23 protein-coding genes are annotated in these 24,893 nt (G+C 35.7%); 21 read left to right on the forward strand and 2 right to left on the reverse strand.

All coding sequences use genetic code 11. The features are described 5' to 3' along the window. Positions 1-30: 30 nt before the first annotated feature. Together ND855_RS06105 and ND855_RS06110 are read left to right on the forward strand one after the other, a co-directional pair. Positions 31-2,046, forward strand: coding sequence for an NADPH-dependent 2,4-dienoyl-CoA reductase (locus tag ND855_RS06105; protein WP_265357619.1), 2,016 nt, complete (start codon positions 31-33; stop codon positions 2,044-2,046). Positions 2,047-2,101: 55 nt separating this feature from the next. Further along, on the forward strand, positions 2,102-2,932 hold the full coding sequence (locus ND855_RS06110; protein ID WP_407658738.1) for a TrmH family RNA methyltransferase: 831 nt from the start codon (positions 2,102-2,104) through the stop codon (positions 2,930-2,932). A 2-nt stretch (positions 2,933-2,934) separates the two neighbouring features. On the opposite strand, the gene ND855_RS06115 is transcribed toward ND855_RS06110, so the two are convergent. Then, positions 2,935-3,129, reverse strand: a complete 195-nt coding sequence (locus ND855_RS06115; RefSeq protein WP_265357620.1) for a hypothetical protein — start codon at positions 3,127-3,129, stop codon at positions 2,935-2,937. Next, positions 3,126-4,247, reverse strand: coding sequence for a lysophospholipid acyltransferase family protein (locus ND855_RS06120; protein ID WP_265357621.1), 1,122 nt, complete (start codon positions 4,245-4,247; stop codon positions 3,126-3,128). Before ND855_RS06120 ends, ND855_RS06115 begins: the two co-directional genes overlap by 4 nt. Before the next feature lie 870 nt (positions 4,248-5,117). Here ND855_RS06120 and ND855_RS06125 point away from each other — a divergent pair. The 19 genes from ND855_RS06125 to ND855_RS06215 all read left to right on the forward strand — a co-directional run bounded on the left by ND855_RS06125 (position 5,118) and on the right by ND855_RS06215 (position 24,891). Next, entirely contained in the window at positions 5,118-5,456 is a 339-nt protein-coding gene (locus ND855_RS06125) for a MarR family EPS-associated transcriptional regulator (RefSeq protein ID WP_265357622.1), read from the forward strand. A 54-nt stretch (positions 5,457-5,510) separates the two neighbouring features. Continuing rightward, positions 5,511-6,455: a GDP-L-fucose synthase family protein gene (locus tag ND855_RS06130; protein WP_265357623.1), complete on the forward strand. Its 945-nt coding sequence runs from the start codon at positions 5,511-5,513 to the stop codon at positions 6,453-6,455. Positions 6,456-6,493: 38 nt separating this feature from the next. Further along, positions 6,494-8,245, forward strand: coding sequence for an SLC13 family permease (locus ND855_RS06135; protein WP_265357624.1), 1,752 nt, complete (start codon positions 6,494-6,496; stop codon positions 8,243-8,245). Positions 8,246-8,341: 96 nt separating this feature from the next. Continuing rightward, complete coding sequence (locus ND855_RS06140; RefSeq protein ID WP_265357625.1) at positions 8,342-10,027, forward strand: ABC transporter ATP-binding protein; 1,686 nt, start codon at positions 8,342-8,344, stop codon at positions 10,025-10,027. Beyond that, positions 10,024-11,196 carry a UDP-4-amino-4,6-dideoxy-N-acetyl-beta-L-altrosamine transaminase gene (gene pseC / locus ND855_RS06145; protein WP_265357626.1) on the forward strand — a complete coding sequence of 391 codons (1,173 nt, stop codon included), beginning with the start codon at positions 10,024-10,026 and terminating at the stop codon, positions 11,194-11,196. Before ND855_RS06140 ends, pseC begins: the two co-directional genes overlap by 4 nt. Before the next feature lie 2 nt (positions 11,197-11,198). Continuing rightward, on the forward strand, positions 11,199-12,077 hold the full coding sequence (locus tag ND855_RS06150) for an aldo/keto reductase (RefSeq protein ID WP_265357627.1): 879 nt from the start codon (positions 11,199-11,201) through the stop codon (positions 12,075-12,077). Continuing rightward, entirely contained in the window at positions 12,074-14,101 is a 2,028-nt protein-coding gene (locus tag ND855_RS06155) for an aminotransferase class III-fold pyridoxal phosphate-dependent enzyme (protein ID WP_265357628.1), read from the forward strand. The genes ND855_RS06150 and ND855_RS06155 overlap by 4 nt, the downstream gene beginning before the upstream one ends. An 18-nt stretch (positions 14,102-14,119) precedes the next feature. Next, on the forward strand, positions 14,120-15,088 hold the full coding sequence (locus tag ND855_RS06160) for a PseG/SpsG family protein (RefSeq protein ID WP_265357629.1): 969 nt from the start codon (positions 14,120-14,122) through the stop codon (positions 15,086-15,088). Next, positions 15,089-15,934: a methionyl-tRNA formyltransferase gene (locus ND855_RS06165; RefSeq protein ID WP_265357630.1), complete on the forward strand. Its 846-nt coding sequence runs from the start codon at positions 15,089-15,091 to the stop codon at positions 15,932-15,934. It begins immediately after the preceding gene. Further along, on the forward strand, positions 15,931-16,974 hold the full coding sequence (gene pseI, locus ND855_RS06170) for a pseudaminic acid synthase (protein ID WP_265357631.1): 1,044 nt from the start codon (positions 15,931-15,933) through the stop codon (positions 16,972-16,974). The genes ND855_RS06165 and pseI overlap by 4 nt, the downstream gene beginning before the upstream one ends. Then, on the forward strand, positions 16,961-18,388 hold the full coding sequence (locus ND855_RS06175; protein ID WP_265357632.1) for an FAD/NAD(P)-binding protein: 1,428 nt from the start codon (positions 16,961-16,963) through the stop codon (positions 18,386-18,388). Before pseI ends, ND855_RS06175 begins: the two co-directional genes overlap by 14 nt. A gap of 47 nt (positions 18,389-18,435) precedes the next feature. Then, positions 18,436-19,176, forward strand: coding sequence for a glycosyltransferase family protein (locus tag ND855_RS06180; protein ID WP_265357633.1), 741 nt, complete (start codon positions 18,436-18,438; stop codon positions 19,174-19,176). Positions 19,177-19,178: 2 nt separating this feature from the next. Continuing rightward, positions 19,179-20,144 carry a Gfo/Idh/MocA family protein gene (locus ND855_RS06185; RefSeq protein ID WP_265357634.1) on the forward strand — a complete coding sequence of 322 codons (966 nt, stop codon included), beginning with the start codon at positions 19,179-19,181 and terminating at the stop codon, positions 20,142-20,144. After that, positions 20,141-21,418, forward strand: coding sequence for a DegT/DnrJ/EryC1/StrS family aminotransferase (locus ND855_RS06190; RefSeq protein WP_265357635.1), 1,278 nt, complete (start codon positions 20,141-20,143; stop codon positions 21,416-21,418). The genes ND855_RS06185 and ND855_RS06190 overlap by 4 nt, the downstream gene beginning before the upstream one ends. Next, a complete protein-coding gene (locus tag ND855_RS06195; RefSeq protein WP_265357636.1) occupies positions 21,415-21,945 on the forward strand; it encodes a GNAT family N-acetyltransferase in 531 nt (176 codons plus the stop codon). Before ND855_RS06190 ends, ND855_RS06195 begins: the two co-directional genes overlap by 4 nt. A 4-nt stretch (positions 21,946-21,949) precedes the next feature. Then, the gene (locus tag ND855_RS06200) at positions 21,950-22,828 is read left to right on the forward strand and encodes a hypothetical protein (RefSeq protein ID WP_265357637.1); all 879 of its coding nucleotides are present in this window, start codon (positions 21,950-21,952) and stop codon (positions 22,826-22,828) included. A 19-nt stretch (positions 22,829-22,847) separates the two neighbouring features. After that, complete coding sequence (cysC, locus tag ND855_RS06205) at positions 22,848-23,456, forward strand: adenylyl-sulfate kinase (RefSeq protein ID WP_322113529.1); 609 nt, start codon at positions 22,848-22,850, stop codon at positions 23,454-23,456. Positions 23,457-23,465: 9 nt separating this feature from the next. After that, a complete protein-coding gene (locus tag ND855_RS06210) occupies positions 23,466-24,119 on the forward strand; it encodes an acyltransferase (protein ID WP_265357638.1) in 654 nt (217 codons plus the stop codon). 16 nt (positions 24,120-24,135) lie between these two features. After that, on the forward strand, positions 24,136-24,891 hold the full coding sequence (locus ND855_RS06215) for a phytanoyl-CoA dioxygenase family protein (protein WP_265357639.1): 756 nt from the start codon (positions 24,136-24,138) through the stop codon (positions 24,889-24,891). The last annotated feature ends 2 nt before the right edge of the window (positions 24,892-24,893 follow it).

The following is a 24,893-nucleotide window of genomic DNA, read 5'->3' on the forward strand; positions in this document are numbered from 1 at the left end:
AAATCCTAGAATTTCTACACTTGGGTCTTTATGACAGCTTACCCAACTTTACTTTCTCCTTTATCCCTTGGATTCACTACTTTAAAAAACCGAACCATTATGGGTTCTATGCACACGGGCCTGGAAGAGGCTCCGAATGGATACGAACGTATGGCGACTTTTTATGGGGAAAGGGCAAAGGGTGGAGTTGCTCTCATTGTGACGGGAGGCATTGCACCGAATGAAGCCGGACGTGTGTCGAAAGGTGGCAGTGTGATGGACACAGAAGAAGAAGCAATGCACCACCGTGTTGTCACAGAAGCAGTCCACAAAGAAGGTGGAAAAATTGCCATGCAGATTTTGCATACTGGCAGATATGGCTACCATGATAAAATTGTAGGTGCTTCCAATTTACGTGCGCCCATCAACATGTTCAAACCTCATCCCTTAACAGAAGAAGAAATCTGGAAAACCATTGATGACTTTGTTAGATGTTCTGAATTAGCTAAATTAGCTGGTTATGATGGAGTTGAAATCATGGGCAGTGAAGGTTATCTCATCAATCAGTTTATTGCTAAAAGAACCAATAACAGAACTGATGATTGGGGAGGGAGTTTTGAAAACCGTATCAAATTCCCAATTGAAATCGTAAAAGCAGTTAGAAAACGAGTGGGAACTGATTTTATCATCATCTACCGTCTGTCGATGTTAGACTTGGTGGAAGAAGGTGGTAATATCGATGAAGTTTTACACCTCGCAAAAGAAATTGAAAAAGCAGGGGCTACCATCATCAACACAGGAATCGGTTGGCATGAGGCAAGAATCCCAACAATTGCTATGATGGTTCCAAGAGCTGCTTTTACTTGGGTCACTGCAAAAGTAAAAGGTCACGTGTCGATTCCACTTGTGACTTCCAACAGAATCAATACTCCTGAAGTAGCGGAATCAGTTTTATCTCGAGGTGATGCAGATTTAGTATCAATGGCACGTCCATTCCTTGCTGATTCCTTTTTTGTAGAGAAGGCAATGGCCGGAAAACCCGAAGAGATCAATACTTGTATTGCTTGTAACCAAGCATGTTTAGATCATATTTTCCAAGGCAAAACTGCTAGTTGTTTGGTGAACCCAAGAGCTTGTCATGAAACCGAATTAAACATTCAAAAAACGGATCGCGTGAAAAAGGTAGCGGTTGTTGGTGCAGGCCCTGGTGGGATGTCTTGTGCAAAAACATTAGCGGAACGTGGACATTCTGTAACACTTTTTGATGCACAACCAGAGTTAGGTGGGCAATTGAATATTGCAAGACGTATCCCTGGTAAAGAAGAGTTTAAAGAAACCATTCGCTATTTTGGCACGATGCTAAAAAAATATGGAGTGGAAGTGAAACTCAATACATTTATCTCCAGTGATTCATTGATTGAACAAGGTTTTGAAGAAGTGGTCCTTGCGACAGGTGTGATCCCAAGAATTCCTGAGATTCCAGGTATCAACGGACCAAATGTTCTTAGTTATGTGGACGTAGTTTTAAAAGGGAAACCAGTTGGAAAACGTGTTGTGGTGATGGGAGCAGGTGGTATTGGATTTGATGTGAGTATTTTACTGACTGATCCTGGTCATAGTTTTACAACTGATAATTACCTAAAAGAGTGGGGGATCCGAAAAACCATCGATAAAGATGGGGGTCTTGGTTCCAAAGAAACACCTACAGGTGTTCGGGAAGTGACCATGTTAAAACGTTCTAATAGTAAATTTGGGGCTACACTTGGAAAAACTACTGGTTGGATCCATAAAACATCCTTAGAAGACAGAAAGGTAACCCAAATTTCGGGAGTTACCTACAAGGCAATTGAATCAGATGGAATCGTGATTGAGGTCAAAGGGGAGACTAAAAAAATTCCTTGTGACACAGTTGTGATTTGTGCAGGCCAAGACCCAAACCGTAACTTACTCGAACCTTTACAAAAGGCAAAAATCCCTGTACACTTAATTGGAGGTGCCGATCTTGCTTCTGAATTAGATGCAAAACGTGCCATCGACCAAGGTACAAGACTGGCCGTTTCTATCTGACGTATTAGTTTTTTTGGGAACTAGGAATCAAATTTCAAAATTGAAACTCTTAAAGATGTCGGTTCGGAATGCAGAATTTCAAATCATTTCTGCACTCCAAACAAACCGAACCAAACGGAGTCAGGAAAAAGAGGTTTTTGTTGAGGGTACTGAACCCATAAAGCAGTTGTTAACTGCAAGTTGGAAAATCACACGGATTTTGTTCCGAGAAAACAGTAACTTATCTTCTTGGGCGAAGGAAGTGATCCAAAACCAGAGAGATGCACTCGTATATGAAGTGAAAGATGAATTGTACTTAGAACTTTCAGAAAAAGAAAATCCATCTGAACTCATCATAACAGCCAAAATAAAAAACCAATTTGATCTCAGTAAACTCAGTAGAGAAGTTTCCATATTACCAAAAGAGAAACCATTTTATCTATTATTTGATCGGCCCAGTGATTATGGCAATTTTGGAACTCTGTTACGTTCCGCAGATGCATTTTTAGTCGATATCGTGTTTGTCATTGGGCATTCCATTGATGTGTATGATCCTAAGGTCATTCGGTCTAGTTTAGGCAGTTTGTTTCACACAAAACTCGTGTTTGTTCCCAATTTTGAAACTTTGGTTCGTTTTGTGGATTCGGAAAAAAAACGTATCGGAATCAGAGTGATTGGAACCGATTCCTGTGGTGAATTTGATTTACGAGAAACAACACTCAAGTCCCCGATATTTTTGGTCTTAGGGAATGAAAAAAAAGGGATGAGTGTACAATTACAATCTCTCTGCGACCAAATGGTTAAAATTCCCATGTTTGGTGTTGTGAATTCGCTGAATGTTTCCTGTGCTGGATCCATTCTCTTTTGGGAAGTCACCAAAGGAAAGGGATCACAAAGAACAAATTAGTTTTAGCGACAAGTTGCTATTGTTCCATCGGGATTGTATTTTACGCTCGCTCCTGAAGTAAATTGGATGTAACGAACACCATCCACACAAACTTCGTCATATCCAAAATATTTAGCACACCCTCTGGAAATCGAACCACAACCAATGAAAAAAAGTGTGGAAACTAACATGAGTTTGATCGGTTTTATTGTTTTCATGTTTTTACTTCAATTCCTTTTTCTAGTGGTATTTGGTTCCAAATGGTTTCTAATTTTGCGAAATGTGCTGTAAGTTGGTTTTTATGATACAATACAATATTGGATTTTTTTAAATTGTGTAATGATTTTGGTATATGATACAAAACTTCTTTTGTGCGAATGATTTCGTCTTCCCAATCAATCAAATTTACTTTTTTCAGTTTGGCAAAAAGAATTTCTAATTGTGAAACAAACGTCTCTTTTCGTAATTCGGAAGCAATTGTAATTTCTGGAAATTGGTTTTCGATATGCGATTTAAATTGTGATAATAATTGGATGATTTGTTGTTTTTTGATTTTGGTTTCTTTTTCTAATTTGAGTAATAAGAAAGAAGTTAGATTTCCAATTGTAACTGTGTAGTGTTTTCCTAATGTATCCGCAACGAGTTTCACCACTTGGTCCGCTGGCATCTCCGTTGGAATTTCAAAAGGTTTACCATACTTTATGTATAATTTTGTTTTTTGGTAAGACAAGTGGTCATAGGTAAGTGTAAAACTATTAAAATGAAGTTTATCTATTTTTGATTTGATGTGGTAAGCACCACGTTTCACTTGGTTTAGAAATCCATCATGGTTGTATGTTCCCTCAGGAAACATAAACAAATTTCGACCTTTTCGAATGTGAGTTACCATTTCGGTCCATTCACTATCCACTTTGTCTCGGAGTTCCCCTTTTTTGATGAGTTCTCTAGCATTATCACGAAACGGGCGTTTGATGGGAACTGCTCCGATATAACGTAATAAAATCGGAATGATATTTGTTGCATCAATGAATTTGAAAATCCACTTCAAAAATCCTTTCGCACGAAATTCTTTTTGTAAAAATCCAGGTAAGAGGATGTCTTCTCTGGCAGGGATGATCATTTTGATTTTAGGATTGAGTCTTGGGTAAACCATGGAAAGGGAAACTACATCCGCTTCTGATACATGGTTACAAAGGAGAGCAGAGGGATAAGGGGCTTCTAATTCTTCTTTTGTTTCCGGGAAGTTTTCTTCGATGGAATGGAAAACAAGTCCTTTTGCTAAACTTACGAGATTGATGAGAAAGTCATAAGGGATCGTATGTTTTTTAGGTTTCATTGAGGTAGATTTCCTTTGAAAAGGAAGAAAAGTCAATAGCATTCTCTGGAGATGGAAAAGTGTTATTTGTGTTTCCATCCAAACGTAAAAACACAATTTGATGATTCAAGAAAACTTGCGGAAAATTCGGATTGTTTCCGACCAAACTGTACAATCTTCTTTACAACCTAAATTTTAGGTTATTGAATGCCATCACTCGTGTCTTGGGTACAGGTATTGTGAAAAGAAACAAACCAGTTACCATCCTATTCACATCTGTTGTGATGGTTTTTTCCACCTAAATTTGATTCTATCAAAAGCAATCCAACATAGGTCCCGCGATGCCAAGGGGAGGGACACGAGCCATGCCTCTTTTTATGAAATGATCCCACTTATGTCAGATAAGGATCCGTCGGAGCCAATTCGATTCTTCTATTTGGACAAAAATTTGTTTCGTTTCCACAAGTGGCAGGAACTTGGGGTGCACCCCCGTTTTGCCAAAATCCTACCGGATTCTACAGATTTCCCAATTCTCTTGCAAACTTGGGAACAAAAGTATCCAGAATCCAAAAAAGGCAATGTAGTCTGGATTTCACTCTATGAACCAAAGGAGGATTATGTCCAATCCACTTCTTCCTTTTTTCTTTTCCTCTCTCTCATTCCTTCAGGGATTTGGTTTTTCGTTGGGACTTTTTTCCTGTTGCAACGGACGATGGATGGGATCTTACGATTTTTTCGTTCATAATATGAACAAAAATTTCTTTACTTTGTTCAAAGACTGAACACATTTTGACAAAGAATGGGACTCAGGGGGCGAAGCTATGCCTGGGGTCCATTTTGAACGTGACTTTCCTTTTCCACACGGTGTCTGAAACGGACACAAATTCCTCCATGAAAGAACAATACGAATACAGTGACCACCACCTCAAGTTACTCCAATTACTTGATGAGAACCCACATTTATCGCAAAGAGATGCATCGGATGTGTTGGGACTCAGTTTAGGAAAGGTGAATTATATTTTGAAGGCATTCCTCGACAAAGGGCTTATCAAAATGAATAATTTTCGTAATAATAAAAACAAACTCGCATACACATATTTACTCACACCACAAGGAATCGAAGAAAAAGCTAGGATGACTCTTCATTTTTATGAAAAGAAAAAAAGAGAATACGAAGCACTTCGCGCTGAAGTAGAAAAGTTAGGTGAGACCATCGAAAAGTTAAGCTAATCGATTTGGGTTCTTTTACCAAAATTCATTAAAATTGAAACTGGAAATATGATTATGAATGTATCATCGAAAATTTACGTTGCTGGACACAAAGGTCTTGTTGGATCTGCTTTAGTAAAAGTTTTAAACAAGTCTGGATACACTAATGTGATTGGTAGGTCTCATCAAGAACTAGATTTAACCAACCAAAAGGATGTGATTCAATTTTTTGAATCGGAAAAACCAGAATATGTATTCCTTGCTGCCGCAAAAGTAGGTGGTATCCATGCGAATAATACTTATCCCGCTGAATTTATCTTTTCAAACTTACAAATCCAGAACAATATCATCGATGCTTCCTACCGTTATGGGATCAAAAAACTTTGTTTTTTGGGATCCTCATGCATTTATCCAAAATTTGCCAAACAACCAATGGACGAAGGTCAACTTTTAGATGGAAAGTTGGAGCCAACAAATGAACCTTATGCGGTTGCAAAAATTGCAGGCATTGTGATGTGTCAATCTTACAACCGTCAGTATGGCACAAATTTTATCTCAGTGATGCCGACAAATTTGTATGGCCCAGGAGATAATTACCATCCAGAAAACTCACATGTGTTACCTGCTCTTATGCGAAGATTCCATGAAGCTAAAGTGAATAAGTTACCTGAAGTTGTGATTTGGGGTACTGGTAAACCCCTTCGTGAATTTTTATATTCAGAAGACATGGCAAGAGCCTGTGTATTTCTTATGGAGAATTACGATGTAACAGGAGATCCAAAAGGTGGAGAACATGTTAACGTTGGTTCTGGAATTGAAGTAAGTATCAAAGAACTTGCAGAAACAGTGAAGGAAGTTGTGGGTTATAACGGAAAACTGATTTTTGATCCAACAAAACCAGATGGAACACCTAGGAAGTTACTCGATGTATCCAAACTCCACAAAATGGGATGGAAACATGAAGTGAATCTGAACGAAGGTGTTCGTCTGACTTACGATGATTATTCAAAATCACTCTAAAACTAAGATTTGATCCTTCCGATTTCAAGTTTCAAATTTTGCCAATTAATACAATGCAAAATCTAATCATCCTTACCGTTTTACTTCTGATTTTTTCGGCAATTGTGATTGTGTATTTTTTTGAAATCTCAACTGGATTTGTTTTTTTTACATTATCCATTCTATTTTTATTAACGGGTTTGATCGAAACCAAAGAATTTTTATCTTCTTTTTTTGATGAAACTCTAATGACAATTGTAACTCTGATTTTTATATCCAGAGGTCTTGAATACAATCGATTAACGGAAGTTTTTCGAAATTTATTGCTAAATGGTTCCAAAAGATACATTTTATTTAAACTAAATGTATTCTCTTTGATTTATTCCATGTTCGTGAATAATGCAGCTGTCGTTTCGACTATGATTGGAATTTTAAGAGGGCGATACCAATACCAAAGGCCTTTTTTGATGTCAATCTCATTTGCTTCCATTCTAGGTGGTATGCTCACCTTGGTAGGAACATCAACTAATTTGATTGTAAATAATCTAAAAATGAAATCCGGATTTCCCACCTGGAATTTATTCGATTTTTTTATGATTGGTATCACTCCTGCAATTGTAGGTTTAATTTATTTGGCAAAAGCTCCTTTACGGTTGTTCGGTGATGAAGATACAAAGACAAAAGAAGGGAGCTCAATTTTTGAAGCCCGCGTTTCACCTGATTCTAAATTGATTGGTAAATCGATAGAGGAAAACGGACTTCGAAATCTTAAAAAAATATTTTTAGGAGAAGTTGTTCGCGAAAATGGAGAATTGGTATCACCTGCATCACCAACTCATATCATTCAAAAAAATGATCGTTTAGTTTTCGTTGGAGACAAGGAAGACATTCAATCAGCTGAAATTCTAAAAGATTTAATTGTCTTGGACTCAGATTCTAGTTATCTTTTGAAAAATGTAAACGAAGTTATTGTATCCGATGAATCTGATTTAATTGGACTCACACCAAAAAATGCACAATTCCGATCTAGGTTTAATGCAGTGATCATCTCAATTAGAAGAGGTGATAAGGTTTTTTTCAAAAACATTGGTGAAGAAACAATTCATTCGGGAGACCAACTCAGACTTGTGATTGGTGATGATTTTAAAAAATCTCATGCGAACGATTTAAGTTTTGTCCACTTGGAAAAAAAAGCAGAAACGAATGGAATGATTAGTTCTTTGTTGTTTTTAGGTTTTTTTATCTGCATTCTTATTTTGAATTTATTCGGATTACTTTCCTTATTCAAAGGAACACTTATTGTATTAGTATTTGCTATTTTAACAAAAATTATTTCGGTGAATTCCTTAAGAACAGAAATACCTTATAACTTAATTATGACTGTAGGATCTGCGTTTGTGATTTCAGTCGTTCTTAAGAATTTAAAAGCACCTGAATTAGTTTTATCGTTTATATTGCCGTATTTACTTCAAATGCCAGTTTTTATCTCCCTATTTCTGTTTTTTCTATTCGTCATTTTTTTAACCGAGTTTGTGAGTAACGCAGTGGCTGCAGGCATTGCATTTCCTTTTGCATTGTCTTTAGCGAATGGCCTTTCAACTGCAACGGAACCTTTTTTTTTGGTAACAGCATTTGGTGCTAGTGCTAGTTTTTTAACGCCTTTTGGTTACCACACAAACATGATGGTTTTTAGTGTTGGTCAATACAAACCATCAGATTTCCTTAAATTAGGACTCCCTCTCACAATTGCCTATATCATATTTGTGTATGTTTCGATCCTTTATAAATTTGATTTATACGTTTCTTTGTAAAATTTAATCTAACTTACTCCTTTTACTTTCATCATGTCAAATATATCTAAAGTTTGGTTTCTCCTAGACAGTGCACAGAAGAGGCGCACTGTTTATATGTTTGTTTTGATATTTTTTAGTTTGTTATTTGAATCATTTGGGATAGGGGTGATTGTTCCTTTAGTCTCGGTATTAACTGATTCGAGCCAACTAAGAGAGAATCCATATTTTGTAAATGTGATATCGTATCTCGGAAATCCGCCACTCGAGACATTGGCTGTTTACGCAATGGTTCTCATGGTAGTGTTGTATACGGTTCGAACCATTTATTTGATTTATTTTACTTGGGAACAAGCAAGTTATGCGGCTGAGTTTCAGAGTAAATTATCGAGAACACTTTTTAAAAAATATTTAGACCAACCTTATTTATTTCATGTGAATCGAAATTCTTCTGAGTTGATTCGAAATACTTCCACTGAAGTAGCTGCTCTTGTTTCGATGGTGCAACAAGCTTTGTCATTTTTTAATGAAGCAATCACTATGGTGGGGATTTCTTTGTTTCTTGTTTATGTAGAACCAGTTGGTGCCTTTGTTGTTGTTGGTTCATTGGGATTAGCGGCTGGTATTACTTTTGTCCTTGCTAGGAAAAAATTATTAACTTTAGGCTTACAAAGGCAAAATTATGAAGCGGAAAGGATTCGTCATTTCCAACAAGGATTAGGTGGTATCAAGGATATCAAAATTTATGGACGAGAGGATGAATTCCTAAGTCGTTACCGAAAAGAAAGTGATGGTGCTGCAAGAGTAGTGAAACAGTATACAACTTTGGTTGCCTTCCCTAGATTATGGTTAGAGTATTTTTCCATTTTAGGCTTTGTGCTTCTGATTTTAACATCCCTTAGCCAAGGGAAAACATTGAGTGAAGCTGCAACCTTGGTTGCTCTGTTCGGAGCAGCTGCATTTCGAGTGATGCCTTCGATTAATCGGATGTTAGTGATCATGCAGAATATCAAATTTTCACTTCCGACAATCGATTTGATATACCAAGAATGTAAATTAATAGACTCTCCGAAAGAAAAAAGAGAACAAAGTGTTCGTGAGGCTCTTTTAGAATTTCACTCCTTAACATTAGAAAATTTACAATTTAGTTATTCATCGATTCCTGTGATTAAAAATATTTCATTGGAAATTGAATCTGGTACTACCATAGGATTTATCGGAGAAAGTGGTGCAGGTAAAAGTACCCTCTTGGATTTGATTTTGGGTTTAATCACACCTGATTCTGGTGATATAAAAGTAAATGGTAATTCGATTTTGAAAGATCCGAATTCTTGGCAAAGGATAATCGGGTATGTCTCCCAGAACATATACCTAACTGATGATACTTTGAAAAACAATATCGCTTTTGGAATACCAGATAACCAAATTGATAACAATCGAGTGAATGAGTCCATTCAACTCGCTCAATTAGAAAGTTTTGTGAACAAATCCGAATTTGGGATCGAAACAATTGTGGGAGAAAGGGGTGTTAAGTTATCAGGGGGCCAAAAACAAAGAATTGGAATTGCTCGCGCTTTGTATCATAACCCATCTGTTTTAATTTTAGATGAAGCCACTAGTTCCTTAGATTTAAACACTGAGAGTGAAGTGATGGATGCAATCAATGCATTACATGGTCAAAAAACAATTTTGATCATTGCTCACCGTCTGAGTACCCTTCAAAGTTGTGACAAAATTTTTAGAATCGAAAACGGTATGATTTTTCAAGATCACTCCATACATGAACAAAGGAAGAAAATATGATTCCATACGGTAGACAGGATATATCACAAGCTGATATCGATCGAGTTGTTGAAGTATTAAAAGGTGATTTTTTAACACAAGGACCGATGGTTCCAAAATTCGAAGCAGCTGTTGCCGCTGGTTCACAAGTGAATCATGCTGTGGCGGTAAATAGTGCAACTTCAGCTTTACATATCGCTTGTTTGGCTCTTGGTGTTGGACCTGGAGATTATGTTTGGACAAGTCCTAATAGTTTTGTTGCTAGTTCAAACTGCGCTTTGTATTGCGGAGCAAAAGTAGATTTTGTTGATATTGATAAAGATACCTATAATCTTTCAGTCGAGGCTTTAGAGTTAAAACTCATCCAAGCTGAAAAACAAGGTACTTTACCAAAGGTTGTGATTCCAGTTCACTTTGCGGGCCAAGCTCCGGAGATGGATAAAATTCACAATTTATCCAAAAAGTATGGTTTTAAAATCATTGAGGATGCTTCACACGCAATCGGTGCATCCTATAAAGGTAAACCTGTCGGAAATTGTGAGTATAGCGATATCACAATCTTTAGCTTTCACCCCGTAAAGATCATCACAACGGGTGAAGGTGGAATGGCACTTACAAATGATGAGAAGATTTATGCATCACTTTATAGACTTCGTAGTCATGGAATCACGCGTGATGTAAACCAGATGGTGAATTTACCACATGGCCCATGGTATTATGAACAAATTGAACTTGGATTTAATTATAGAATGACTGATATCCAAGCTGCACTTGGTTATAGTCAATACCAAAGGTTAAATGAATTTGTGAGCAAACGTCATCAAATTGCGAATACATACTTTGAACTTTTTAAAAATAAACCGGTCATTTTACCGAAACAAATGCCAGATTCATATTCTTCATTTCATTTATTTGTTCTTCAATTGAAACTAGAAGAATTGGAATCCTCTCAAACCCAAATTTTCGAGAGATTTCGAAACTCAGGCATTTTGGTAAACCTTCATTATATTCCTATTTATCGTCAGCCATACTATTCCAAGATGGGATTCAAAATTGAAGACTACCCAAACATGGAAGAGTATTATAGCCGTGCCTTGAGTATCCCAATGTATCCAGGGCTAACGAACGACCAATTAAAAGAAATTGTTTTAAGGCTTACGACACCCATAGGTCACCAGACACTTTTTTAAACATGAAACAACAGTTAACTTTAGGAACCGTTCAGTTTGGTCTAAACTATGGAGTTTCTAATTCGGTAGGGAAAGTAAACCCAAAAGAAGTAGAATCTATTTTAGATTTTGCTTATGAGAATGGAATCTCGGAGTTAGATACGGCAGTTGCTTATGGAGACAGTGAAATCATTTTAGGTAAACTAATCAACGCCAGATTTAAGGTATCCACCAAACTACCTAAACTGGATTTAGAAAATCATAAGAATGTCCGCGAATGGACCAAATCTCAAATTGAATCTTCTTTAGAAAGATTAAACCTAAGTCAAATCGAAACACTATTTTTACATGATGTATCAATATTATTTAGTCCGAATGCTATAGAAGTTTATGAAACCATTCAAGACTTTGTATCCAAAGGAATCATTCGTAAATTTGGTTTGAGTATTTATAGTCATCACGATTTGGAAAAAATTCCCAGTTATGTTGAATACAATCGAATCCAATGTCCTATCAATGTATTTGATCGTTCGTTAGAGTCGAGTGGATGGATGGATTCTTTACACTTGAAAGGAATTGAAATCCAAGCACGTTCCATTTTTTTACAAGGTATTCTCTTGATGAAAAAAGAGACTAGGCCCAAGTATTTTTCTAAGTGGTCGGGTTTGTTTGAAAAATGGGATAAGGCAATTGAGAAAAACCAGATATCTCCCGCACTCTTCTGTATTCTTTTTATAAAATCTCTGACAAAAGTATCGAATGTTGTTTTTGGTGTAGAATCAAAAAGCCAATTATCAGAAATCATCTCCCATTTTAATGAAACTCGAACATTACAATTTATGGATGAACTTTCTTCTTATGATGAAGACTTAATTTACCCATTCCGTTGGCAATTAAAATGAAAGTATTAGCGATCGTACAAGCGAGAATGGGTTCCACTAGATATCCTGGGAAGGTAATGGAACCCGTTGTAGGTTACCCCATGATTGATTTACTAGTCAATCGATTAAAAACCTCTCGGTTGATAAACCAAATAGTGGTCGCTACCTCTGTTGCTTCCGTAAATGATCCTTTTGTAAACCATCTACATGAGCTGAAGATTGATTGTTTCAGAGGAAGTGAAAATGATGTTTTAAACCGATTTTATTTAGCGGCAGAACAATACAAAGCGGATGTAGTTGTGAGGATCACGGGTGATTGTCCGCTGGTTGATGCGAACTTGGTAGACCAAGTAATCAATCTTTATTTACAAGGTGGGATAAACTATGCGTCCAATATCAATCCCCCAACTTACCCTGATGGTTTGGACATTGAAGTATTCTCATTTGATGCTTTAAAAGAGGCAAATGAGAAGGCAACAACGGACTTCGATCGGGAACATGTCACTCCTTACCTAAGAAGAGAAAAACAATTTCAAAGAAAAAACTTTGAGAACTCTGAAGACCATTCATCACTAAGGTGGACTGTGGATGAACCAGAGGATTTGGTTGTCATTAAAAAAGTATTTGAACACTTTTCGCCAAATACCAACTTCTCTTGGTTAGATGTATTGGCATTAGAGTCTGCAAAACCTGAGTTATTCCAATCCAATAAAAAATATTTAAGAAATCAAGGTTCGATTATGAGTAGTGGCCAAAAACTTTGGCAGAGGGCAAAAAAAGTAATCCCTGGTGGAAACATGCTTCTTTCAAAAAGAGCTGAAATGTTTTTACCTGAAAAATGGCCTGCATACTTTAGTAAAACTAACGGTTGCAAGGTTTGGGATATTGATGGCAAAGAATATATAGATATGTTCCTTATGGGTGTTGGTACGAATACTTTAGGATATGGGCATCCAGAAGTAGACCAAGTTGTTTTTGATGTGGTCAAATCAGGAAATATGTCAACACTGAACTGTCCTGAAGAAGTTTACTTAGCAGAGAAGTTGGTGGAGTTACACCCTTGGTCCGATATGGTTCGTTTAGCAAGGACAGGTGGAGAAGCAAATGCCATTGCAATCAGAATTGCAAGAGCAGCTTCAGGAAAAGATAAAGTAGCCATCTGTGGTTACCATGGCTGGCATGATTGGTATTTATCGGCAAACCTATCAAGTGATGATAAACTCTCTGGGCATCTATTACCAGGTTTAGATCCAAATGGAGTTCCTAAATCATTAGCTGGATCTGTCTTTCCATTCCACTACAACCAAATCGAAGAATTGGAATCCTTAGTTAAAAATGAATCAATTGGTGTGATTATGATGGAAGTATCCAGGAACACTGGTCCAACTTCTGGATTCTTAGAAAAAGTAAGAGAGATTGCAACAAAGAATGGAATCGTACTCATCTTTGATGAATGTACTTCTGGTTTTCGACAAACCTTTGGTGGTTTACATAAACAATATAAAGTTGATCCTGACATGGCAATTTTTGGCAAAACACTTGGAAATGGTTATGCCATTACTGCCATCATTGGCAGAAGAAATATAATGGAATCGGCCCAAGCAACTTTTATCAGTAGTACATTTTGGACTGAACGCATTGGACCGACTGCTGCATTGAAGACATTGGAAGTGATGGAGAAATTAAAATCGTGGGAAATTATCACTGCGATTGGAAATCAAATCACGGAAGCATGGAAATCATTAGCGAGTGAGACTAAACTTGAAATGGATTATTGGGGTTTACCTGCACTTTGTGGTTTCACTGTAAAAAGTCCAAATGCATTAAAGTACAAAACGTACATCACACAAGAAATGTTAAAAAAAGGATATTTAGCAGGAACTTCAGTCTATGCTTGTATCAGTCATACGGATGAGATCATTGAGAAATACTTAGAAAATTTAAGACCTATTTTCCAAGTGATCTCAGAATGTGAAAATGGAAAGGATATAGATTCCCTATTGGAAGGACCTGTTTGCCATTCTGGTTTTAGCCGATTGAACTAAAGGTTTTTAAGTTCGTTTGTGGTTCTTTTTTTAACTGAATATTTTCGATCAAATGGACTAGGGCATCTCAGGCGATGTATTGCCTTTTCTGAATTGTTTGAAAGTGAAGGGATTAAAACTAAAATTCTCGTCAATACAGATCACGAAGACGCAGAAATCTTCCAATCAGAATTAAATCAACAAAATTGGTTGGTACAAAATCAATTGGAAACTTGGTATGATGCGATCATCATAGATTCATACCGTGCTGAAGCTGCTGATTATGAACACTTTAAACAATATACACATCATTTAGTTGCGATTGATGATGACAAACGGATAGAGTATCCGTCAGGTTGTATCATTTACAATGGCGGACTTGGAGGTTTGGTTTACCAATACGATCCAAATCGATATAAAAAGATATTGGTTGGTCCTGAGTATGCTTTATTAAGAAAAGAATTTAGAGAGAATCGAATAGAGAAAAAAATAAATCAAAATATCGATAGGATACTCATTACGATGGGAGGAAGTGATCCTTTACACTTAACTTCCAAATTGATACAATTCTACCATTCTGAATTTCCATCATCAAAGTTGGATGTGATTGTTGGACCTGGATTTACAGAATTTACAGAGGAAGAGTTCCATCAATTTCCATATCTCAAGAAATATAGAAATCTAGATGCTCGTTCCATGTGCGAACTTATGTTACAAGTTGACTTGTGTATTACTGCAGGTGGACAAACAATCTATGAACTTGGAAAATTAGGGATTCCTTTTATTGTGATCCAAACTGCAGAGAACCAAACAGGGAATATTTCTGGACTTGTGAAATCAGGTGTCATTGAATCTTACATAGAGCCAAGTCGGGGAGATTTTTTAACAAATCTTTCCCAGTTAAACCAGAAACTGACAAATGTTTCCGTCCGACAAAATATGAGTACAAAACTAAAAACGATCTTTCAGATCAAATCTTTTGATATCGTTGGATCTATTTTAAACTAAATGAACGAAGTGATCTTTTGTGGTTTTGGTGCCTTGGGCCAAAGTTGTTTATCCGAACTTATAAACGCTGGTTTAAATGTAACTCATGTATTAACACACAAAGAATTGAAATCTGATTCTGTTGATACACTTGCACTAGAAAATAAGATTCCTTTTTACTATTCTGATTTGAGAAAAGACCAAATCCTTTTGCATGAACTGAAGAGTAAAAAAATCAAATATCTCATCAGTGTGAACTATCGTTATATTATTCCTAACCAGTTGTTAAACTCTGCAGAATACCCACTGAATATCCATGGTTCTTTATTACCTAAGTATAGGGGAAGGGCTCCACATATATGGGCCATTATCAATGGTGAGGCTTTTACAGGTGTGACTTGCCATATCATGGAAGCCACAGTTGATACAGGACCAATTTATAGCCAAATTAAAATTCCTATTTCCGCTGAGACAACTGGCAATGACATCATCAATGAATTTAAAGCAATCTACCCAAAGGTATTAAGTGAGACTTTGGAAAAAATAGACAATCAATACATACCAACTCCTCAAAAAGAAGAGGAAGCAACGTATTTTGGGAAACGGATTCCTGAGATGGGTTATATCGACATACTCAAATCGAAAAAGTCGATTTTAAACTTTGTTCGGGCACAAACTCGGCCTTATCCTGGGGCTTATTATTTTTTACCTACGGGGGAAAAGATCATCATTTATAAAATTTCAGAATTCAACTCAAACGAAAACCAAACTAATTTATTTTTGGGAAGTATACGGAAGTTTAACGAAGGTTATTTGATTGGTGTTTCTGATGGAATTTTAATAATTACGGAATATGAAATTATATGAACTTTGAATTTTCGCGAAATAAAAAACCATTTATCATTGCAGAGATGTCAGGAAATCACAACCAATCTTTGGAAAGAGCATTGGAGATAATAGACTCTGCTGCTAGTTGTGGCGTAGCAGCAATTAAGATTCAAACCTATACTGCTGATACTCTTACCATTGACAAAGGTGATGGAGAGTTTTTTATTTCCGATCCAAAAAGTTTATGGAAGGGGACTTCTCTTTACGAGTTGTATAAAAAAGCATATACCCCTTGGGAATGGCACAAAGCTATTTTTGAACATGCAAATAAAAAGGGAGTATTATGTTTTAGTTCTCCTTTCGATTTTACTGCCGTTGATTTTTTAGAATCTCTAAATGCACCTGCTTATAAGATTGCTTCGTTTGAGAATAATGATTTACCTCTCATCCGAAAAGTGGCTGCAACAAAAAAGCCCATTATCATTTCAACGGGCATGGCCACCATTGCTGAGATTGCAGAAGCAGTGGATGCTGTTCGTTCAGTTGGGAATGAAAATCTGACCCTTTTGAAATGTACAAGTACCTATCCTGCAAGTCCAGAAAATACAAACATTCTTAGTATCCCAGCAATGAGAGATATGTTTCGTTGTGAGGTTGGCTTGTCAGACCATACAATGGGGATTGGTGTCGCGGTTGCCAGTGTCGCACTTGGGGCAACAGTTATCGAAAAACATTTTACGTTAAGAAGAGCAGACGGTGGAGTTGATTCCACATTTTCATTGGAACCAGAAGAAATGAAGGCACTTGTCGTGGAAAGTGAACGTGCGTGGTTATCACTAGGTTCTGTGAAACTGGAAAGATCAAAAGCAGAAGAAAAATCGATCATTTTTAAAAGATCTTTATATGTAGTAAAAGATGTCAAAAAGGGTGAAACGTTTACAAGTGAATCTGTTCGTAGTATTCGACCTGGGTATGGAATTCCTCCTAAATATATTGATATCATTATTGGCTCAAAGGCTATGTTTGATATTCCTAGAGGAACCGCAGTTAGTTGGGATATGATCAATGGAAAAAAATAATCATTTATCAGTTGCTATCGTAGGGGCTGGACTTAGTGGTTCATTACTCGCCATCAATTTATTAAAGAACACTTTTAATGGCAAAATTGAAATTTTCTTAATTGAATCTTCTAAAAAAAGATTTGGTAGAGGTGTTGCTTATTCACCGAATTCAATTTATCAAAAATTAAATGTTCCTGCAAAGGGCATGAGTTTGTTTCCAGAAAATCCGAATCATTTTGTGGATTGGTGGAAATCGAATGAAAAGAATTATTTTTATTTAGGAGAAAGTTATGATGAAAATTCATTTTTCCCTAGATTTATTTTTGGTGATTACTTAGAATCCACTTTGAATTCCAATATTCAAACAAAATCGCCCAATAAAGAGTTTTTTACAATCAACGATGAAGTAGTTGATGCTACAAAAATTGAATCACAATGGAAAATCAAACTTTCTTCGGGAGCGGAGTTGATTGTCGACAATCTAATACTCGCAACGGGGAATATCCCACCTGGAAATCCAAATTACCTATCTAATGATGTTTTGGATAGCAAACGATATTTACATAATCCATGGGATGATAGTTTATTTGAATCAATCCAATTGAATGAGTCGTTAGGTATTTTAGGTTCTGGTTTATCAATGGTAGATGTAATTATGACCTTAAAAAGAAAAAACTTCCAAGGTAAAATTGTTTCGTTTTCTAGGTCAGGAAAATTGCCCAAAGTTCATTCGAAACCAGATCATTTGAATCCAACTCCATTTCCCGAATTAGTTGGCAATGTAAATCATGATGTACATAAAATAAGAAATTGGATTCGAGAGAATGAAGGAATATCCGATGTCAATTTAATGAATGTGATCAGACCTTTCACATCTGAAATCTGGAAATCTTGGGATGGCAAAAGCCAACGCAGATTCATACGACATGTTCGTCCATTTTGGGAATCCTTTCGTCACAGAATTCCTTCTGAGTCTATGGAGATTATTTCTGAATGGATTCATTTGGGAAAACTTACATTTTTAAAAGCAAGGATTCAATCTTCCAAACTTGAAAATGACACGATTGAAATTTCTACATTAGAACCACACTCAAAATTTGGCTCGTATCGATTTGATCGATTGATCAATTGTACGGGACCTGATACAAAGTTGAAGGAAGTAAAAAGTGATTTATATAACAATTTGAAGAAGAAGGGATATATCACCCAATCGGAGAATGGAATTGGATTTGTCACTGGAAATTTAGGACAAGTAAAATCAAAAGAAGGTAAGTTTTTAACAAATTTATACTGTTTGGGTCCACTTAGAAAAAATGAATTATGGGAATCAACTGCTTTAAGAGAAATTAGAGACCAAGTAATTGAGTTAACTTCTGTTATTTCAAATTTAAACCTAAAAAATACCGATACACTAAATCAAACTAGTTTATAAGTTTTATAAGAATATTCTATCTAGGAAATCACATAACATATCAGTATATGAAAAAATTTGTCGCAACCATTGAAGCAAGAATGACTTCTTCACGTCTTCCTGGTAAAGTATTATTGCCAGTTCTCGGAAGACCTATCCTCGGTTATTTGATCGATCGATTGAAAAAAGTCCAATCAATCGATGAGATTGTCCTCGCAACAACCATCAATGAGGCTGATAACCCAGTTGTTGATTTTGCAAAATCCGAAGGGATTTCAGTGTTTAGAGGGAGTGAGGATGATGTTTTAATCCGTGTGGTTGATGGTGCAAAATCTGTAAACGCTGATGTGATTGTGGAAATTACAGGTGATTGTCCTATTATTGATCCGGAGATTATCGACCAATGCATTCAATTGTATAAATACAATAACGCTTCTTATGTTGGGAATGCACATATTAGAAGTTATCCAGATGGAATGGACGTTCAAGTGTTTTCGTTAAATGATCTTGAGAAGTCTGGTAATCTAACAAATGATAAATTAGACAGAGAACATGTTTCTCTATATATGAGAAATCATCCAGAGTTATTCCCCCACTTACATCTTGTAGCACCAACTTCCGTCTTTTGGCCTGAATTAGGCCTTACATTAGATGAAAAACAAGACTTTGAACTTTTGAAATCGATCATTGAACATTTTTATTCAATTCAAAAACCATTTTTTAGCATTTATGAATGTGTATCCTATTTAAAAGAGAATCCTAGGTTATTGGAAATCAATAAAAAAGTGTTAAGGAAGGGTGATACTTAAAATTGAAGGTTTTTATCGTAGGTCTTGGGCAAATTGGAATGGGGTATGATTACAAAGAAGATTACCATTTTAGTTGTTTAACCCATTTGAATGCAATACTTGCTCATGACGGTTATGAACTCGTAGGTGGATTTGATGTTTCGTTAGAAAGACGAAACATGTTTGAATCAAAATCAAAAGTGCCAAGTTTTGATGACCTTTTAGATGGTCTTACGAAAACAAATCCAGATTTCGTAATCCTTTCTACTCCAACCGAAACTCATTTTGAAATTCTAAAAACAATATTAAAACAGAAATCTTTAAAAGCCATACTGTGTGAGAAACCTATTTCTTATGATGACGAAGAAGCAACGCAAATGGTAAACTTGTGTGAGCAAAATAATATAAAATTATTTGTAAATTACCAAAGGTTTTACTTACCTTCTTCGGATGTGATAAAGAAAAAATTATTTCCTTCTCACAAAAAAATTGAATTTTTAAAGGGTGTTTGTTGGTATTCAAAAGGTTTGATACATAATGGAAGCCATTTTATCAATTTATTGGAATCTTGGTTAGGAAATTTAGAGTCAATTGAATCGATAACATCACACAATTATTGGTCAAACGAGGACATAGAACCTGACGCCTTATTTAGCTTTCAAAGAGGCAAAGTGTTTTTTATCTCATCGCGGGAATCAGATTTTTCTCACTATTCAATCGAACTGATTACATCTGAAGGGAAACTATCATATAAAAATGGGGGAGATGAAATTTATTGGCAAAATAAAGTTCCAGACCCAACCTTCCCTGGTTACACCATACTTTCGAAAGAAATGGAAGAGATCGAAAGTAATCATCTTAAGAGCCAATACTTTGTGTTAGATAAGATTTTAAAATTTATGGAAAATTCTAACTCTGTAGCAGTTTGTGAAGCATATAGTACGTTAAATATGATTAGAATGTTAAGAAAATTAAAGGTTGAGAAATGAACGATACATTAGCACTGTTAGGTGGTTCAAAAGTTATTAATTTTGAATTGAATCGGTATAATTCTTTGGGTCCAGAAGAAGTGGAAGCTGCTAAAAGAGTAGTTGAGAGTGGAAACTTGTCTCAATTTTTGGGATGTTGGGATCCAGATTTTTATGGTGGTCCCAAAGTACAAGAATTCGAAAAGAATTGCAGAGAGTATTTTAATGTTAAACATGCGATTACTGTCAATTCTTGGACTTCGGGACTGATAGCAGCGATTGGAGCTATAGGTATTGAACCTGGAGATGAAATCATTGTCAGTCCTTGGACTATGTCTGCATCAGCAACAGCGATCCTCCATTGGAATGCGATTCCAGTTTTTGCGGATATAGAACCAAATACCTATTGCATTGATCCAGTCTCTATTGAAAAAAATATCTCCCCATATACAAAGGCGATCATGGTTGTTGATATCTTTGGACAATCTGCAAATATGGATGAGATCAACCGGATCGCAAAAAAGCACAATTTAAAAGTAATTAATGATACAGCCCAAGCTCCTGGTTCCCTGTATAAAGGTAAATATACAGGTACGTTAGGTGATATTGGTGGTTATAGTTTAAATTACCATAAACATATCCATACAGGTGAAGGCGGGATCCTTGTTACAAACGATGATGAACTTGCCGAGAGAATGCAGTTAATTCGAAATCATGCGGAAGCTGTTGTGAAGGATAAGGGAGTTACTAACTTAACGAATATGGTTGGTTATAATTTCCGACTCGGTGAAATTGAATGTGCCATTGGAATTGAACAACTTAAAAAATTAGATTCCAAAATTAAGTCTAGGATCCATGCAGCTGAAAGATTAAGAAACGGTTTAAAAGGTCTGATCGGTTTAAAATTACCTGAAATTCGATCTGAAGCAACTCATGTTTATTACATTTTTCCTATGGAGATTGATGAAAAGGTAACTGGCGTAAGTAAACATAGAATTTATGATGCTTTGGTTGCGGAAGGTGTTTCTGACATCTCATTACAATATGCAAACCTACACCTTTTGCCAATGTACCAAAAGAAAATTGCATATGGTTCGAAAGGTTTTCCTTGGACTTCAGATATTTGCAAAAGAGATGTAGACTACTCTAAAGGAATTTGCCCTGTAGCTGAAGGTTTAAATGATTCAACATATCTAGGGTATGAAATGTGTGTGAGAGAATTCCCAGATGAACACGTTGACTTAGTGATCAGTGCGTTTCAAAAAGTTTGGAAACACCTAAACCAGTTAAAATGATCCATACATTTCTAAATGATTATTATTTAAGGCCACTTCGAAAAACTGATTTAGATGGGCCTTATTCTTCTTGGTTCTCTGACCAAAATATTACGAAGTATAGTTCCCATGGAAAATTTTTTAAGAATGAAAACTATTTTCTATCTTTTTATGAAAATTTAAATAGAGAAGACCAAGTGGTCTTAGGTATCTTTCATACTTTAGATGGTCATATTGGCAATTTAAGTTTGCAAGATATTTCTTGGATCAATCGCACAGCTGAATTTGCAATCATCATTGGAAATCAAAATCATCAGAATAAGGGTGTCTCTTACCAAGCAGCTAAGTACATTCTTGAACATGGTTTCAAAAAACTCAATTTGAATAAAATTTACTGTGGAACCGCTGATCAGAATATTGGAATGCAAAAACTAGCCTTAAAACTGGGAATGAAAGAAGAGGGGCGCCGTGTGGATCATCTTTTTTTAGAGGGTGGTTATCATGATGTTCTTATGTATTACATTCTAGCAAAGGATTGGAAAACGTAATCATTTGATCACAATCGTTTCACACGATGCTGGTGGTGCAGAGATACTTTCTAATTATGTTCTGCAAAACAAAAATAATTATCAGTATGTTCTAGACGGACCAGCTGTTTCCATTTTTTCGAAGTTACTTAGTGAGATAAATATAAAGTCTTTAGAAGAAACGATTGGGAATACAAAGTTATATATAACAGGAACTAGTTGGCAGAGCGAAATTGAAAAATTAACGATCCTAACCGCAAAAAAAAATCAAATCAAAGTGGTTAGTTTCATTGATCACTGGGTAAACTATAAGGAACGATTTCTTTATAAAGATCAGTTGGTGTTGCCTGATGAAATTTGGGTTGGTGATGAAGATGCTTTTAACTTGGCGAAATCCACTTTCCCTTCAGAAATTGTAAAACTAAAATCTAATCCCTATTTCGAATCTTTAAAATCTTATTTTAAAAATTTGAAAAATGAAAATCATTCTGATGAATTGCTTAACATTCTATTTATATGTGAAAATATAAGTGACCATGCCAAAAAATCATTTAATGATGAAAGGTATTGGGGTTACACAGAAACGGATGCAATTGAATTTTTTTTTCAAAATTTAACGAAACTTAAAATTAAATCAGGTTCTTATACTTTTAGGCCACATCCATCTGATGAAATGGGAAAGTATGATTGGGTATTAGAGAAGTATCCTGAATATCCGATTCAAATTTCGAATCGGGTTCCACTCTTTGAACAAATAGCTAAATCTGATTTGGTGGTAGGTTGCGAAAGTATGGCACTCATTGTTGCCTCATTGGCAAATAAAAAAGTAGTCAGTTGTATTCCTCCTGAAGGAAAAACTCTCGGCTTACCTCAAAGTAAAATCATTGAATTAAGAAGCCTATAAATTGGAGACATCGTTTTAAATGGATAATAATATAGTTTGGCTCAATCATAAAGTAACTCCAGAAGATCGGGCAAAAATAAAAAACCAAAAACCATGTATGCTTTGGCTAACAGGTCTTAGTGGATCTGGTAAATCAACAATTGCAAATGCATTGGAGAGTTATCTGAATCAAAATGGTTATCATACTGTTCTCCTTGATGGGGATAATTTGCGATTCGGTTTAAATAAAGACCTGGGATTTTCACCAGAAGATCGCTCAGAGAATATTCGTAGAATCGGAGAAGTAGGTAAACTTTTTGTAGAGGCTGGAGTCATTGTCATTGCATCTTTAATTTCACCTTTTTCGAAAGATCGAAAGATAGTTAGGGATTTATTTTCAGAAAATGAGTTTATAGAAGTTTATATTTCAACTCCTTTAGGTGTTTGTGAAAGCAGAGATCCAAAAGGTTTGTACAAAAAGGCAAGAATTGGTGAAATTCCAAATTTTACAGGGATTGGATCTCCGTATGAGGAACCAGTCAATCCTGAGATCAAAATTGATACTAACATTTATGATGTTCCAACTAGTATAGAGATGATTGTAACTCATCTATCGACTAAGGCAATTATTCCTACAAAAGGAAAGTGATTCGGTTTTATGTTGCAGAAAGTAATTAGAATTTTGTCTAACATATCTTATTGGAGGCTCAAACCGATTCGTTTTAACTTACGCTTAGACATTGATAAAGAAGCTAAATTAAAGTTAAACCGATCAAGTCATCTTCCTTGTCCTCTTTATGTTTCAAAAGGTGCCGAACTACAAGTTGGAGAAAATTTTCGCATTGCAAAGGATGGAATGATTTCAGTCAGAGATGGGGGAAGTAAAATTACCATTAATGATCATGTAAGTATAGGGGCAAATTGTTCGCTTTCGGTATCTTCTGGGTTTCAACTAAATATTGGAAAAGGAACTTCTATCCATTCTAATGCAATTTTTTCAGGTGAGATTAACATTGGTGAAGATTGTTTGTTTGGTCCTAGTGTAACATTACTTAGTACCACACATAATATTAATGGAAAACAGAAAATCAGAGAATTGGATGCAATTTATTTCAAAGAACATGGTCATTCCAAAAATGAACCAATCGAAATCGGAGACGATTGTTGGCTCGGAGTTAATTCTGTAATATTACCAGGAGTCAAATTAGGGAAGGGTTGTGTTGTTGGAGCTAATAGTGTTGTGACTAAAAATTTCCCTGATTATTCGATTTTAGGTGGGGTTCCAGCAAAGTTATTAAAGAAAAGAATTTAATCTATCTGAGGTTTATATGTTATTACAAGATCAAGTTTCTGTACAGGCAAAAGCAAAGTTTAAATTTTATCCTACCTCAATCGTAGGTTTGTTCTATTACTTTCGGTATCGAATTTTTTGTTTAAAGTCTTCTTATCTTAGAAGTTTTAGAAGAGCCAAAGAACAATTCAATTATTTTCTATTTAAAGGACATGTAAATCTTGGTGACTTTTCATATGATCCCAGTTTAGGAAAACCAAGAGGTAAATCAATTGATGAAAAGTATTTCAGTTTTGGTTACCAACTAGAATTTAAAGACTTACCTCCAAATTTACTAGAGTATATAAAAAATTTGGAAACCGTCATTGAACATTATTTTGGATGTGAGGCTCTTGTATCCAAACCAAATTTATGGAGAAATTTTCATATAGATGAAAAACATTATGGTAAAGACATATTTTCAGAATGTTTTCATCAAGATTTAGTGAGAGATCATCTAAATATGCAGTTATTCATTTTATTGCATGATACAAACGAGGAATTGGGTCCATTTGAATTCCTTCCGTATGAAGAACAATTGAATCATTTTGATTATTATCGAAAAAGAAATAGAATTAAACCAAAGTCAAACTCCATTGCTTTAACTGGAAAACGTGGTGATACTCTTTTGATTTCTACAGGTTATGTTGTACATAAAGCGGGTAATCCGATGCCTGGAAAACATCGAGATATGTTGAGTTTGGCTTTTTTCCCAAAGTATACTGGAATCGGAGAATCATTTTCTAATTTATAAAT

The organism is Leptospira paudalimensis (assembly GCF_026151345.1).
GTDB classification, from domain to species: domain Bacteria; phylum Spirochaetota; class Leptospiria; order Leptospirales; family Leptospiraceae; genus Leptospira_A; species Leptospira_A paudalimensis.